The 15,256-nt window shown below is 54.6% G+C and carries 13 protein-coding genes; all 13 read right to left on the bottom strand.

Features of this window, described 5'->3' with window-relative positions; translation table 11 throughout:
* Positions 1-197 precede the first annotated feature (197 nt).
* The 13 genes from JUE30_RS06685 to dnaA all read right to left on the bottom strand — a co-directional run bounded on the left by JUE30_RS06685 (position 198) and on the right by dnaA (position 14,738).
* The gene (locus tag JUE30_RS06685; RefSeq protein ID WP_203624177.1) at positions 198-932 is read right to left on the bottom strand and encodes a hypothetical protein; all 735 of its coding nucleotides are present in this window, start codon (positions 930-932) and stop codon (positions 198-200) included.
* A gap of 53 nt (positions 933-985) precedes the next feature.
* Entirely contained in the window at positions 986-1,519 is a 534-nt protein-coding gene (locus JUE30_RS06680) for a ClbS/DfsB family four-helix bundle protein (RefSeq protein ID WP_203624176.1), read from the bottom strand.
* Between the two features lie 213 nt (positions 1,520-1,732).
* Positions 1,733-1,969, bottom strand: a complete 237-nt coding sequence (gene rpsR / locus JUE30_RS06675) for a 30S ribosomal protein S18 (protein ID WP_054662813.1) — start codon at positions 1,967-1,969, stop codon at positions 1,733-1,735.
* A 58-nt stretch (positions 1,970-2,027) separates the two neighbouring features.
* Positions 2,028-2,606, bottom strand: a complete 579-nt coding sequence (ssb, locus tag JUE30_RS06670; RefSeq protein ID WP_203624175.1) for a single-stranded DNA-binding protein — start codon at positions 2,604-2,606, stop codon at positions 2,028-2,030.
* 23 nt (positions 2,607-2,629) lie between these two features.
* Positions 2,630-2,926, bottom strand: a complete 297-nt coding sequence (rpsF, locus tag JUE30_RS06665; RefSeq protein WP_054662810.1) for a 30S ribosomal protein S6 — start codon at positions 2,924-2,926, stop codon at positions 2,630-2,632.
* A 365-nt stretch (positions 2,927-3,291) separates the two neighbouring features.
* Entirely contained in the window at positions 3,292-3,996 is a 705-nt protein-coding gene (locus tag JUE30_RS06660) for an MgtC/SapB family protein (RefSeq protein ID WP_203624174.1), read from the bottom strand.
* Between the two features lie 73 nt (positions 3,997-4,069).
* Positions 4,070-6,742, bottom strand: coding sequence for a DNA gyrase subunit A (gyrA, locus tag JUE30_RS06655; RefSeq protein ID WP_203624173.1), 2,673 nt, complete (start codon positions 6,740-6,742; stop codon positions 4,070-4,072).
* Positions 6,743-7,058: 316 nt separating this feature from the next.
* The gene (gene gyrB / locus JUE30_RS06650) at positions 7,059-9,032 is read right to left on the bottom strand and encodes a DNA topoisomerase (ATP-hydrolyzing) subunit B (protein WP_203624172.1); all 1,974 of its coding nucleotides are present in this window, start codon (positions 9,030-9,032) and stop codon (positions 7,059-7,061) included.
* Between the two features lie 12 nt (positions 9,033-9,044).
* On the bottom strand, positions 9,045-10,172 hold the full coding sequence (recF, locus tag JUE30_RS06645; protein ID WP_203624171.1) for a DNA replication/repair protein RecF: 1,128 nt from the start codon (positions 10,170-10,172) through the stop codon (positions 9,045-9,047).
* On the bottom strand, positions 10,169-10,384 hold the full coding sequence (yaaA, locus tag JUE30_RS06640) for a S4 domain-containing protein YaaA (protein ID WP_203624170.1): 216 nt from the start codon (positions 10,382-10,384) through the stop codon (positions 10,169-10,171). The genes recF and yaaA overlap by 4 nt, the downstream gene beginning before the upstream one ends.
* 216 nt (positions 10,385-10,600) lie before the next feature.
* Positions 10,601-11,983, bottom strand: a complete 1,383-nt coding sequence (locus JUE30_RS06635) for a hypothetical protein (RefSeq protein ID WP_203624169.1) — start codon at positions 11,981-11,983, stop codon at positions 10,601-10,603.
* Between the two features lie 83 nt (positions 11,984-12,066).
* Positions 12,067-13,206, bottom strand: a complete 1,140-nt coding sequence (gene dnaN, locus JUE30_RS06630; protein ID WP_203624168.1) for a DNA polymerase III subunit beta — start codon at positions 13,204-13,206, stop codon at positions 12,067-12,069.
* A gap of 170 nt (positions 13,207-13,376) precedes the next feature.
* Complete coding sequence (gene dnaA, locus JUE30_RS06625; protein ID WP_203624167.1) at positions 13,377-14,738, bottom strand: chromosomal replication initiator protein DnaA; 1,362 nt, start codon at positions 14,736-14,738, stop codon at positions 13,377-13,379.
* Between the last annotated feature and the right edge of the window lie 518 nt (positions 14,739-15,256).

Here is a 15,256-nt window from a genome sequence, read left to right as displayed (position 1 = left end):
AGCCTACACGGTAGAAGAAAAACGGTTCCAGTTAAAGAGCTTAAAAGCCGCGCAAAATAAAAATAACAGTTTCCAGAGAAAATAAAAATATGAAAGCCGCGGCGGCTTTGAAAATTACGCTTTTAATCCGAAAATAAAAAACTTAAATTTAGGAATATTTTTTTACGCTAATGAAGAATAGTCTCTTCATCAGTGACCTAATCCACGCGCGTCAGCTCGTCCAGCGTCTTGCCATCTGCGTCGACTAGCTCCAGCCAGCCGTTGGTATCGCCGTAATACAGGAAGAGGCCGACCTCGTTCACGCTGCGCAGTGTCACCGGGGCAGTCGTCGTAAAGTCAGCGATTTTATCAGCGTTGTCTGCCCGCAGCTTGTCCCCGTACTTGGTGCCATAGCTCTGCGACCCGTCGCGATTCAGCAGCGGCTCGCGCACGAGCTTGGCGCCTGGTGCGATGGTCATTTCCTTGGCCCCGGTCCAGTACACTGTCGCCTCACTGCCGCCGCGTTTCACGTGGAACGCATGGGCCTTCAGCGTCTTGTCGAAGCGGTGACGCGCCTTGGCGGGTCGCTTCTTGGCAGGAGTCGCAGCCTGGAGTTGAATACCCAGGCGAACCAGGACCCGCATCTGCGTCTCCAGCAGCTTCTGCAATGCTTCCCCGGTGGCTGTGGCGCTGCCCTCGGCGATCAGCTGCTCAAAAAAGCGCTGGACCTTGACCCCGTCAACACTGTCCGGCACGCCTAGGATAATGACGCCGTCCGCATTGGCGGGCACGTCACCGGCGCCAATCAACGCGTGGGTGGCCGTTGCCAGGCGAACATCATTGGCTGGGACGGGCTGCTCTAGGTTCGACGTTAATCGCATCGTGCCCAGGCCTTCACCCAGGTCCAGCCGCGTCTCGGTGTCTGTCATAGTCATTGTGATCGTCAGTTTCATCATTTTCTCCTTGGGATAAAAAAAGCGGCCCGGGTGGTCGCCTTTCGTTGAAATTACTTTGCTTGCTCGAGCGGCTTCGACTTCCGGGTGGCCTTCAGGTACTGCGTCAGGACTTTGATCGCCCAAGCGTAGTGCGTGGATGCCACCATCGTCGCAAATTCGCCGAGTGACATGCTGCCGGTCCAAGGGTAAAAGCCCCTGAGGAACATTTCCTCGTTGTTGCCTTGCTCGAACTGGTCCATCAGATCGTTGTACAAACTTTCGAAGGCTTTTTTGGCCTCTGCCAACGTGGTCTTCTGGTTGGCCTGCCAGATCTTGCGGCTCAGCTTGCCGCTATTCTTCCAACTGTACGGTTTCGGCATGAACCGCTTTGCGGTCCCAGCCAGGTTTGCTTTGCTCCAATCCAGGTACATTTTCTGCCAAGCTGCCAGCTGGACCAATACGTCGCGAACGTTACGATCGCGGCCTTTGAACGGGAAGGTCCCGTTCAATTCTTCATCTGACATACCGCTTAAAATCTGATCGAGCTTATCGTGCCGCTCGTACGTCGCCAAAATCAATGACTGCCGTGAATGTGGCTCTGCCAAGTTTAATCGCCTCCTGAGGGATTTGAGATAAACGCATTCAACACTGTCTCCACTCTCTATGGTGGGCCTAAACGAGGAAATTTTCAAGACCGGTCATTAGAATTTACAAAGAAATATTTGAAAATATAACAGAAAGCGAATGCATAGCCGGCTTTTGTGCATCACCAAACCGATAAAAAAAGCCCTTTGCATCTCTGCAGAGGGCTGGTGGGACTAGTCTTCAACGACAAATGGCAGAAGACCCATGATGCGTGACCGCTTGATCGCGATCGTCAGCTTACGCTGGTTTTTGGCGCTGGTACCGGTCACCCGACGAGGCAAGATCTTGCCCCGTTCAGAGATGAACCGTTCCAACAAATTGGTGTCTTTGTAATCGATGTAATCGATGTGGTTTGCGGCGATGAAGTCGACTTTACGACGACGACGGCCACCACGACGCTGTTGTGCCATGGATGTCACTCCTTTACTCATTGATTGATTCAAACTCACCTAAGCGAACTTGATTGGATTAAAACGGCAGATCATCATCCGAGATGTCGATTGTCTTGCCATTGTTGGCAAACGGATCGGCACTGTTGTCAGGTTGCGCCGGCTTTTGCGGGCTCGCACTGGCAGCTGATGATGCAGGGGCGCCAAAGTTTGGTGTTTGCGGGGCCTGTTGTGCAGGCTGCCCGCCACCAAATCCTGACTGAGGCTGTTGGCCGAAGCCGCCAGCCTGTGGTTGGTTGTTGCCGGTTGCCGGTTCAGACGGCCGCGCTTGCGTGGTCGCCTTGCTTTCCAGCAGCGCGAAGTTCTCGACGACGACTTCGGTGACGTAGACCCGTTGGCCTTGAGCATTGTCGTAGGTGCGCGTTTGAATGTGCCCCTCGACGCCGACCAGTGAGCCCTTGCGCGTAAAGTTGCTGAAATTCTCAGCACTCTTGCGCCAGATCACGCAGTTAATGAAGTCCGTCTCGCGCTGGCCTTGGGCATTGGTGAACTGCCGGTCAACAGCCAGGGTGAATGACCCGACCGCGGTCCCACTTTGGGTGTAACGTAGGTCGACATCGCGCGTTAAACGCCCGGTCAATGATACATTATTGATCATTCAAGTTTCCCCCTTAACGATAACTAGTCGTTGCGGACAACGATCATGTGGCGAAGAATTTCGCTACTGATCTTAGCAAGACGGTCGAATTCGTCGATCGCCTTGGAATCGTTAGCGGTCAGGTTAACGATGTGGTAAGTGCCTTCTGTGAAATTCTTGATTTCATAGGCAAACTTACGCTTCTGCCAATCCTTGGAATCAATGATGCTGGCACCATTTTCCTTCAAGATATTGTCAAAACGTTCAACTAATTGAGCCTTGGCCTCTTCGTCGATATCTGGACGAATGATGTAGGTCACTTCATACTTAGTTTCAGCCATTTGACATGTCACCTCCTTATGGACTATTGGCCCTATTCCCTAGGGCAAGGAGTAAGCGTGCCAAAAGGGCACATGCTCACAAGCTAATAGTGTATCATACCGAATGGGTTTACTCAAACTATTTCGGGCGCGTGCCTGCACTGGCCCATAAAGGGAGCTGGCCTCCGTCGAAATTCGGCTGGCGACGCGAAGCTAGAGTGGTGGCCACCGCTTCGAGCCTCGCAAGCGAGTCTCTCAGTCGGGGCAAATTGTAGGCGACAAGTCGCCAACAATTTCTTCACTGCTGAGCCGATTTCGACTCCGGCCAGCTCCCTTCTTTACCCATCGACGCTCACCAAACCAAGCGCCCGAATGCCAACCTTTTATTAAATTGACACGGTCTGGATCTGCATGATGTTCTTGTTCATCGAGATGTCCTCGATGATGTCCGCGTAGTTCATCCCGCGAGGAAGCTCGATCTCATAGATGTTGGTGTAAACAGAATCGGTATCCGACTGGGTCACACGGAAGTTGACGTCGGTGACCTTGATGTGGTGATCATCAAAGTATTGCTGGATGAACTCCTTGGTTTCGACGCGGTGATGGTACTGGACCAGCAGTCGCTTCATCGTATTGACGTGCAGCAGATTTTTGGCGAAGACCAGCACCAAGATGATCAGCACGGACCCGGGAATGGCGATGTCGTAGTTGCCCATCCCAATCGCTAAGCCGATCGCGGCAACGGCCCACAGGCTCGCCGCGGTGGTCAGGCCGCGCACAGTGCGGTGCTGCACGATGATCGTGCCCGCGCCCAAGAACCCGATGCCGGAAACGACCTGGGCGATCAGACGCGCGTCGTCGGCCCGCAGCACACCGGCGAGTTTGGGCTCAGCCAGCGCGGTGTTCAAGGCGTTAAAGCCGATCTCTTTTTGCATCAGCGCGATCATGCAGGCACCTACACAGACCAGCACATGCGTCTTAATGCCCGCTGGCCGGTTCTTATGCTCGCGGTCGTAGCCAATCACCCCGGAGATCAGCATGGCCAGCAGCAGCCGACCAATGATCTCTATCAGACTTAAAGAATAGTGCATTGTTTTTACCCACTTCTTTCAAAAAGGACCGGGAAGGTGAAGTACCCCGCCCGGTCCGAATCTAAGCTGACGATTATTGATCGTCTGAACTGTTGTCGCTATCGCTATCCCCGTCAGATTGATTGTTCTGATCGTCCTCGGCGCGCTTCAGCAGCTCGTTGACCTGTGAATCAGCATCCCCAGCGTAGGAGCCGGCGCTTGCTACTTCACTGCCTGCAGGCTGGTCACCGGTCGCTGCGGCACTGCCGTCAACACTTGCCGCGCTATCGGTTGGTTCCGGCTCATCTGGCTCTGGGGCCAGCTTTGCCATGGTGGCGACCTTGGCGCCATCGTCGACCTTGATCAGCCGCACGCCAAGCGTGGAACGCCCAGTTTGCGAAACCGTGTCAATGTTGAAGCGGATCATGACCCCGGCATCGGTGATCACCATGATGTCTTCAGTGCCATCAACAGTGGTGACGCCGGCCAGCGGCCCGTTCTTTTCCGTGATGTTGGCGGTCTTGATGCCTTTACCACCGCGCCCTTTAATTGGGTACTCGGAGGCGGCAGTCCGCTTCCCGTAGCCTTTTTCGGAAATCACGAAGACTTCTGAATCCGGCTTGAGAATGTCAGAGCCAACCACGTAGTCCCCGTCGCGCAGACGGACACCGCGCACCCCAGTGGCAGAACGGCCCATGCTGCGGACGTCCTGTTCCTTAAAGGTCACAGAATAGCCCAGGTGCGTGCCGATGAAGATAGTGTTTTCGCCGGTGGTCGAAATGACGTTGCTCAGCTCATCGCCGTCTTTCATGTTCAAGGCGATCAGGCCATTCTTGCGGATGTTGTAGAACTCCCGCGTTGGCGTGCGCTTAACGACCCCGTTGCGGGTGACGAAGAACAGGTAGTCATCACTGGCCGCCTCGGCGTCCTCATCCGCGTCTGTGTCATGGCGTTTGACGTTCAACACCGTCTGAATCTTTTCGTTGTTGTCGATGCCCAGCAGGTTGATGATCGGGATGCCCTTGGCCGTACGGCTGTATTCAGGCACCTCGTAACCCTTCATCCGGTAAACCTTACCGGTGTTGGTGAAGAACAGCAGCATGTCGTGGGTCGAGGTCGTCACCAGGTGCTCGACAAAGTCATCGTCGTGCACGCCGGTCCCTTGAACCCCGCGGCCGCCGCGGTTTTGCGCCTTGAACTCATCGCTTGGGAGACGCTTGATGTAGCCGTTGTGCGTAAGGGTGATCACGACGTTTTCCTCTTCGATGAGGTCCTCGTCTTCGATGGTCAGGTCTTCACCGACCAAAAGCTCAGTGCGGCGCTTGTCGCCGAACTTCTTTTGGATGTCGAGCAATTCGTCGTAAATGATCTGGTGGATGCGCTCAGGCTTGGCCAAAATGTCCTTGTAGTCAGCAATGGCAGCCAGCACGTCCTTGTACTCGTTTTCGACCTTCTCGCGTTCCAGTCCGGTCAGGCGAACCAGCCGCATGTCGAGAATGGCCTGGCTTTGCTTATCAGACAGGCCGAACTTATCCATCAGGATGACCTTAGCCTTATCCCCGGTTTCACTGCCGCGGATGATGCTGATGATCTCGTCGATGTGATCCAGCGCGATCTTCAACCCGGCCAGGATGTGCTCCCGCGCCTGAGCCTTTTTCAGATCGAACTCGGTCCGCCGGCGAATGACCTCTTCCTGATGCTGCAGGTAGTACTGCAGAATCTCTTTCAGGCTGAGGGTCTTCGGGGCCCCATTGACGATGGCGACCATGTTGAAGGAAAAACCGGTCTGCATCGGCGTCAGCTTGAACAGGTTGTTCAGCACGACCGAGGCACTCATGTCGCGGCGCACATCGATGACGATGCGCATCCCGTCACGGTCGGACTCATCGTTCAGGTCGGTGATGCCATCGATCTTCTTTTCGCGAGCCAGCTCGGCGATGCGTTCAACCATTTTCGCCTTGTTGACCATGTACGGAATTTCGGTGACGATGATGCGTTCCTTACCGTTTTTCGAGGTTTGAATCTCCGTCTTGGCGCGCACGATGATCGTGCCCTTGCCGGTTTCGTAAGCCCGACGAATGCCAGACTTGCCGATGACCAGGCCGCCAGTCGGAAAATCGGGCCCAGGCAGCGCAGACATCAAGTCCGCCGTCGTCGCATCCGGATTATCCATCAGGATGTGCAGCGCGGAAATGACTTCCGCCAGGTTGTGCGGCGGAATGTTGGTGGTCATCCCCACGGCGATCCCGGTCGCGCCGTTGACCAGCAGGTTCGGGAAGCGCGCCGGCAGCACGGTCGGCTCTTTTTCGGTGCCATCGTAGTTGTCCTGGTAGTCGATGGTGTCTTTGTTGATGTCGCGGAGCATTTCCATCGTGATCTTGCTCATGCGGGCTTCGGTGTACCGCATCGCGGCAGCGCCGTCGCCGTCGACGGAGCCAAAGTTCCCGTGCCCGTCGACCAGCATGTAGCGGTAGGAAAAGTCCTGTGCCATGCGGACCATGCCTTCGTAAATCGATGAGTCACCATGCGGGTGGTATTTCCCCATGACATCCCCAACGATACGCGCGGACTTCTTGTATGGCTTGTCCGGGGTGACCCCGAGTTCATTCATGCCGTACAAGATCCGGCGCTGGACCGGCTTGAGGCCGTCTCTGACATCGGGCAAGGCCCGCGCCACGATGACACTCATCGCGTACTCCAGGAATGAGGTCTTCATGGTTTTTGCCAGATTAACGGTGGTGATCCGGCTTTCTTGACGATCATCCATGTGAATTCTTAGCTCCTCTCAGTGGTGCTGTTTAGTGATGCTTCTTTTTACTTAAAAAATTTACTGATACAGCGGGGGCGACCTTCATAGAACTCAACGGGACGCCGCATTCATAGAGCAGTACGCACACCTTTGAGCCACACTCAACCGTCGGTGATACCGCCTTGTGGCCGGAGCCGGGAATGGCTCAGTAGCGAAATTCTGCTTGGCGGTTTACCGCCTAGCAGAAGACCCGACTGAGAGACTCGCTTGCGAGGCTCGAAGCGGTGTCCGCTACGTTCCAGCCATTCCCGGCGTAGGTCACAAGGCCCCCCGATTAAGCGTCGATGTTCTTGCTGTCGACGTAAACCGCGTTGTCTTCGATGAATTGGCGGCGTGGGCCGACCGAATCGCCCATCAGCATTTCGAAAATGCCATCGGCGTTTTCGGCGTCTTCTGGGGAGACCCGCAGGAGCCGGCGCTTGTCCGGATCCATGGTAGTTTCCCAGAGCTGGCTGGCATCCATTTCACCAAGCCCTTTGTAGCGCTGAATCTCTGGCTTTGGTGATGGTGGCAGCTGTCCCAGTACTTCTTCCAACTCTTCATCGGAGTCGATGTACTTCATCATTTTGCCTTGGCGCACCCGATACAGCGGCGGCTGGGCGATGTAGACGTAGCCGGCATCCAACAGCGGCCGCATGTAACGATAAATCAGCGTCAGAAGCAGCGTGCGAATGTGCGCGCCATCGACATCGGCATCAGTCATGATGATCAGCTTGTGGTAGCGCGCCTTGGAAACGTCGAAGTCATCGCCAAACCCGGTGCCCATGGCGGTAAACAAGGTTCGAATTTCTTCGTTAGCCAAAATCCGCTCCATGCTGGCTTTTTCAACGTTCAGGATCTTCCCCCGAATGGGCAGGATGGCTTGAGTCAGACGACTGCGGCCGGACTTCGCGGAACCGCCCGCGGAATCCCCTTCGACGATGAACAGCTCGGAGATTTCCGGGTCCTTGCTGGAGTTATCCGCCAGCTTGCCTGGCAGGTTGGAAATTTCCAGTCCTGACTTTTTGCGTGTCACTTCACGTGCGCGCTTGGCAGCGGCGCGGGCCTTGTTGGCCAGCATTGCCTTGTCGATCAGCTGCTTGCCTTCTGCCGGGTGCTCCATCAAGAACTTGGAGAAGTGCTCGGAGAACATGCGGTCCACGGCCGTCCGCGCATCGGCATTGCCGAGTTTGGTCTTGGTCTGGCCCTCAAACTGCGGATCTGGGTGCTTGACGGAAACCACGGCTGTCATGCCTTCACGCACGTCTTCGCCAGACAGCGGCTCGTCATTTTCCTTCAAGGCGCCGGACTTGTGGGCGTAGTCATTGATCACGCGCGTCAGGGCAGCCTTGAACCCAGTTTCATGGGTCCCGCCTTCGATGGTGTGAATGTTGTTGGCGAAGGTCAGGAGGTTGGTGGCATAACCGTTGGTCGCGTACTGCAGCGCGACTTCAACTGTGATGCCCTTGTACTGGCCTTCGACGTAAATCGGCTCTTCCAGCAGGTTGTCCTTCCCCTTATCAAGGAATTCAACGTACTCACGAATGCCGCCTTCCGCCTTGAACGACAGCTTTTCGGCGGTGTCCTTGCGCTTGTCGGTAAAGTTCAGCTGCAGGCCCTTGTTCAGGAAGGCCAGCTCACGAATCCGCTGCACCAGAATTTTGTCGTCGTAGGTCGTGGTCTCGGTGAAAATATCCGGATCCGGCACAAAATGAACCTTGGTGCCGTGTTCGTGCTCCGGCGCATCCCCAATAATTTTCATTGGAGTCTTCACTTTGCCGCGAGTGAAGTCGATGTAGTAGCGCTTGCCGCCGCGAGTGACCACGACGTCCAGCTCGGTCGACAGGGCGTTGACGACAGACGCGCCAACCCCGTGCAGGCCGCCGGACACCTTGTATCCGCCGCCGCCAAACTTACCGCCGGCGTGCAGGATGGTGTAAACGGTCTCCAGCGCTGGTCGACCGGTTTTCTTTTGAATGTCGACTGGAATGCCACGGCCGTCATCGGTGACGGTGATGGAATTGTCGGGTTCAACGACGACATCGATCTCGCTCGCAAACCCGGCAAGGGCTTCGTCGATCCCGTTGTCGATAATTTCCCACACCAGGTGGTGCAGGCCTTGACTCGAGGTCGTGCCAATGTACATCCCTGGCCGCTTGCGGACCGCTTCGAGGCCTTCAAGGACTTGGATCTGGCTGGCATCATACTCCGCCGCTTTTTCCTCTTTCTCCTTGACGAGCTCTTCTTTGGTTTCTTTATCTTCTGCCATTCATGCTCCTCCTTACGCTTCCGCAGAGTCTGCGGTCAGGACCCCATTTTGCACGTGGTACACGGCCGGGGTCTCAATTATTTCCTGGGCAATACCATCCAGACTAGTGGTAGTGAGAAAAGTCTGCACCTTGTTTTGGATGGCCTTAAGTAAATGAGTCTGGCGCGTGTCATCCAGTTCGGACAGCACATCGTCAAGCAGCAGCACCGGGTACTCCCCGGTTTGAGCCTTCATCAGGTCGATTTCGGCGAGCTTCACGGCCAGCGCGGTGGTGCGCTGCTGACCCTGACTGCCAAAATTGGCCACGTCCTTGCCGTTCACAATGAACGCGACGTCATCGCGGTGGGCGCCGACCAGCGAAGTGCCTTGGTCGATCTCTCGACTTTGGTGCTCGCTGTAAAGGTCCTGAAGCGCCGTGTACGCCGTTTGAACATCCCCCCGGGCACTTGACGGCACCTGCGTCCGGTACTCGAACGTCAGCTTCTCCTGGCCCTTGGTGATGCCGCTATGAATCACTTCGGCAAAGTCCGCCATTTGGTGCAGCAACTGCTCGCGCGCGGCAGTCAGCTCAGCGCCGTACGCCGCCAGCTGATCCGACAAAACGGATAGGTACACCAGGTCTTTGGCCTGGTGATACTTCAGCTGCTTGAGGTAGGCGTTGCGCTGCTTCAACATGGTGCGGTACTGGGTGAGATTGTACAGGTACTTAGGACTCATCTGCCCGAATTCCATATTGATGAAGCGGCGGCGATTGGCCGGACTTCCTTTAACGATGGCAAGGTCTTCCGGCGCAAACAGCACGACGTTGAACTTGCCAAGGTACTGAGAAAGCTTTGGTTGCTCAATCTGGTTGACCCGCGCGCGCTTACCCTGCGTCGAGATCACCAGCTCGAGCTGCATTGGCCCACTACTGCGACCGATGCGCCCATTCACGCGGGCAAAGTCCTCGCCGAAGCGAATCAGTTCGCGGTCATTATTGGTGCGGTGGCTCCGTGCTAACGCCAACACGTACACCGCCTCGAGCAAGTTGGTTTTGCCTTGCGCGTTTTCGCCAATCAGCACGTTGATCTGCGGCGAAAAATCGGTATCGACATCCGCATAATTGCGATAATTATGCAGCGTTAGGTGTTCGAGCTTCACGCGCGCGCCACGGTGAAGCTGGTTTGATCCGGCAAAATCACGGTATCGCCGGCTTCAAGCTTGCGCCCGCGCCGGTCTTCAGGCTGGTCATTGACCAGCACCGCATTTTCTTTCAGAAAATACTTTGCCGCACCGCCGCTATCCACGACACCGGCATCTTTTAAAAGCTGCCCCAGTGTGATGAAGGCGGTTGTGATCGTCACAGTCGTCATGCTGCCACTCCTTTGACGTTAGGATTATCGCAATAAGCGAATTTACTACCTATATATTATACCGTAATAATGCATTGGCTTCAATCCAATTTGGCGTTTTAAGCGGTTCTGCGGCGGATTTAATCAACGCTGGTCAAGGGGTCACAAATATGACCAAAACGGTCAAAACGCGAAAAATGGCCATTCTCGCGTTTTACGGCGAAAATGGCCACCTTTTTAGGGCGTCGGCCCTCGAATTAGGTTAAAGGTAATATCTGCCGCATATTCACCAGGTGAAAGTAGCCGCATTTTCGGAATCATCAGCCGGCTTTCAGCCAGGGACAAGGCTTGACTGTCTGTGCCAGTAATCGCGATTGGTGCCTCACCCGTCCCCGTGTCTTGCACGCCTAACCTTAATCGCATCGGCAGAGCTGGCGGCGCCTTGATGCTCATTTGCAGTGTCCATGGGCCGGTTGCGCTGATGTCCAACTGCTGCCAGGCAGGGGCGACCGCGATCGGGCCATTGGCGATTTGAGAGAGGGTATAAGTGCCAGAGAACAGCGGCGGGAGTGGGATGGCAGGTAAGTCTAAATTCTGTGAGGTAATAAATTTTCCTTGAACACCTGCGTACTCGAATAAGTTGCTAGGCAAGACATTATCTGAGACAGAAGCGAACGGGCTATTTTTATATTGGATCTGCCATTTCATGGGGAAACTGGATGGTTTCAAATCCTGAAACTGAACAGTCCCGTCTGCTTCAATCGGTAATACTGTGGCCTCATTAGCTGGGTTCAACCACCTGAATTGAACGTACGTCGACGCGGTTGGTGGAATAATCACGGGCAATTTGACTCTCGCTGACCCCTGTTGATTCACAGTAATTGGGCCAGGTTTATGGACGATTGTATAGGTTCCAATCTGCCTCCTTACACCGCCTGCGACGCCTGGTCCAGAGTCGTAATTGATATAAACAGCTACCGATTTGTTTTCCAGCGAGGGTTGACGACCAGACTGCGTCACTATTGGCTGAACGTATTGAGGCTCCACGCGATTTGCTTCCTTCGCGTTATACATTTGCACAATATACTTATGCCCATATTCATCAACCGGAAATAACTGGAGTGGGACAAAGTCAAATATTTGTGAGTCATCTGCGTTCAGTTTTAAATTAGGCGGAAGTGCAGACACGACGTGCAAGATCAGTTTCATTGTAAGATTTGGTAGAATGGCACCATTGAAGCTAAGACTGATATCGTACTTCTGGATGCCAAGCGTTTTAACATCGATAAGAATTGCTGAATCAGGCCTTGGTCCTGATATCTCATCCTTAACTGACGGATCATTCTCGTCGTTATCAGTCCGTTTAACATGCACTGTATATCCAGCTGTCGTACCGTAGCGAAGATTGTCCGTTCCGAAAAAATAGACCGGCAGTGTCGTGTCAACCTTGACCCACAATTCAGTAGGTGGTGCAAATAATATTCCTTTCTGAGTTTGTCCCGGCGACCAAGTTACATTCTCAAACAACAGATCCTGATACGGCAGTGCCGCTTCCACTCGCTGGCCCCCGCCCCACCACAAACCGACGACTACCGCCAACGCAAACCACCACTTGCGCATCTTGCGGCCCCCTTTCTAGCCGTAGATTACGCAAACGAAAAGCCCCTGCAGGATCGGCTGCAGGGGCAAATAGGTGATTTCAGTTAGAACGTCCGCACTGGCGTGATCAGCTGGACAAAGTGTTCTTTGTCTTCAGTCGGCACCAGGGTGAATGGGCGCAGCGGCGCGGTGAAGGCCAGCACAATCGAGGTCGCACCGACGCCTTGCAGCGCATCCTTCATGTAGTCCGGATTGAAGGAAATCTCCAGGTCGTCGCCTTCCAGCTTCTGGAACTGGAGCGCTTCTTCGACATTCCCGACGTCAGGCGAGTTGCCGTAGATGGTCGCGGTTTGCTTGGCAGTGTTCAGGTCCAGGCGCACGACGTTGTTGGAGCTTTCGTGCGACAAAAGACTGGCCCGGCCGATAGCGGACAGCAGGGTTGGCGCATCGAACTCGATGGTCGTGGTGCTGGTGGTTGGGATTAGGCGGCTGGTGTCTGGGTAGTTGCCTTCCAGCAGCCGGGAATAGAACAATGTGTTGCCGGCGATGAACAGGACCTGATTTGACGCAAAACGAATCTCCACGTTGTCGATGTCATCAGTCAGTGTCCGGCCAAGTTCGGTCAGGCTCTTGCCTGGGATAATCACGTCGTAGCTGGCATCCCCAGCGCTCGGCAGGTCCAGGGTGCGCTGCGCCAGGCGATGAGAATCAGTCGCCACGGCAATCAGCTTGCCTTTTTCAATTTGAATGTGGACGCCGGTGAGAATGGGCCGGCTTTCCTGCGTGGACACGGCGATGACGGTTTGGGCGATCAGCTGCCGTAGCACGTCGGCCGGCACGGTCAAGGCGTCTTCACCGGATACTTCCGGCAGGCGTGGGTAGTTGTTCGCGTCCAAGCCGTTGATCTTAAATTCAGACTTGCCGCTGGTGATGACGGTCTGGTAGTTGTCCTGAACGTCCACGGTCATCGTTTTTTCCGGCAGACGCTTAACGATTTCGGTGAAAAAGCGCGCAGGCACGGTAATGCTGCCAGGGTCTTCGATCTGCAAGTCGTTTTGCTCACTAGTGGCGTCGATTTTACTTTCGATGGAGATGTCGGCATCACTGCCGGTCAGGACTAAGGCATTGTCAGTCAAGTCCATCTTCAGGTTCGTCAGAATTGGAATGGTGGTCTTGCTGGTAATAGCCCTGGACACATCATTCAGCGATTTGATGAACGTGGCACGTGTGATCGTGAATTTCATTTTTCTGTCCTCCCAAGCGTAGCGTTATCTATATAATACGCTTTTTAAGTAATAGTAGTAGAGGCTGTGGACCTTGGGGAAAATGCTGAGAAACCCGAACAGATAAGTTTTCCACCTGTGGATAACTCGGCGCAAAAGTCGGTGTGCTTCCCGAGAGTTTTCCACAAGCCCTAACCGCGGTTGCGCAGCCGGTTCTTTAATTCAATGACCTGATCCTTCAGCGTTGAATCATCGTTGATGGCCTGCTCGATTTTCTCGTGGGCGTGAATGACGGTCGTGTGATCCTTGCCGCCAAACTCCTGCCCGATTTTCGGCAGACTGCTGTCCGTCATTTCGCGGGCCAGGTACATCGCGATTTGCCGCGGCATGACGATTTGCTTGACGCGCTTTTTGCCCTTCAGATCGCTAACGGAGACTTGGTAATATTTGGCGACGATATCCTGAATTTTGGCAATCGACAGCTCGGAATCCTTGCCCGACAGCTTCAAGCTCTTGAGCGCCTCGGCCGCCATGCTGGTGGTGATGTCCTCGTGCGCCATGGTGGCGTAAGCCTGAACCCGCACCAGCGCGCCTTCCAGCTCGCGGACGTTGGAATCGATCTGCCCGGCGATGTAAGACAATGTATCATCGGGGATGACGAGGTGTTCGGCATTCGCCTTGTTGCGCAAAATGGCGATCCGGGTTTCCAGATCCGGCGGCGTCACATCGACGGACAGGCCCCACTTGAAGCGAGAAACCAACCGCTCCTGGAGCTTTGGAATCTCGTTGGGCAGGCGGTCGGAGGTCAGAACGATCTGCTTTTTGTTTTCATATAAAGCGTTGAACGTGTGGAAGAACTCTTCCTGGGTGGCTTCCTTGTCGCCGAAGAACTGAATATCATCGACGAGCAGCAGGTCAACATTGCGGTACTCCTGCCGGAACTCCTCCTGCTTCTTGGTCTGGATGGAGTTGATGAAGTCGTTGGCAAACGCCTCGGAGGTTACATACTTCACGTTGGCCTGCGGGTTATACTCCAGCAGCTGGTGGCCGATTGCCTGCATCAGGTGAGTCTTGCCCAGCCCCACTCCGCCGTACAAAAATAGCGGGTTGTAGAGCACACCGGGTTCTTCGGAAACGACCAGCGCCGCGGCGTGGGCCATCTGGTTACCCTTGCCGGTGACGAAGGTCTCGAAGGTGTACTTACTATTGAGGTGAGACGTCTCCTTGTAGGTCGGGATCGGTGCGTTGGGCTGCGCTTGGGCAGGCTGCGCCCCGGCTGCTTGGGTGCTCGAGGCGCTCGAGTCATCGCCCATGATCTTGACGACCGGCGAAATCTCTAGGTTGCCGAACTCGTAACACCATTCGACGACCTTCGTCACTAAGTTCTGTTCCCAGTAGGTTTTGTGCAGCTGCGACGGCACTCCCACGGTGATCGTCGTTTGGGTCAAAGTCAGCGGTTTGACCGCCCCGACCCAGGTATTAAAGCTGACCGGGGTCATTTCTGCCCGGAATTTCTCTTCTAAATATGCCCATAACTCATCGATATTTGGCACGTATTGCCCCTCCGCAACCGAAAAAATGTAGTCGAAATCAAGCCGCCAACTGATTACCCCGGGGATGATCGATTCGCGACATCGCACTTTTCAGTTTAGCATTGCCCTGGAGAGTTTTCCACAGAATCAGAAGTTTTCCACATGTTGACCGTCCACGTAAAGCAATTTTCCCCAGCGCCGGGAAAACCTTGTCCCCAACACGTGAATAAACCGCGAAAAATCAGCGTTTAAGCAAGTTATGCACACGGAAATGTGAAACGTGGGGCCTGACGTGGTGCGTGTTTCACAAGTTTTAAACAGGTTGCGAACCGCCTGTGGATAAGTTTCTCGACAGGCTGTGATTTTGCAGATAAGCCGGTCATTAGCCTGGGGATAATCGCATTTGGGCCAAAATTGGCCGACAGGTTGTCCACAGTTTTGTGCGCAAAGTGGCCAATTTGTGGACAATTCACGCGGCGATTTTTTTCATGGAATCCTTGACGTGATGCGGGGCAGTCCGTATAATGAAAAGTTGTTTA

Origin of the sequence: Lacticaseibacillus sp. 866-1, assembly GCF_016861825.1 — a bacterium.
Classification (GTDB): domain Bacteria; phylum Bacillota; class Bacilli; order Lactobacillales; family Lactobacillaceae; genus Lacticaseibacillus.
Note: the sequence above shows the minus strand (reverse complement) of the source record. Positions and strands in the feature narration are given on the sequence as shown.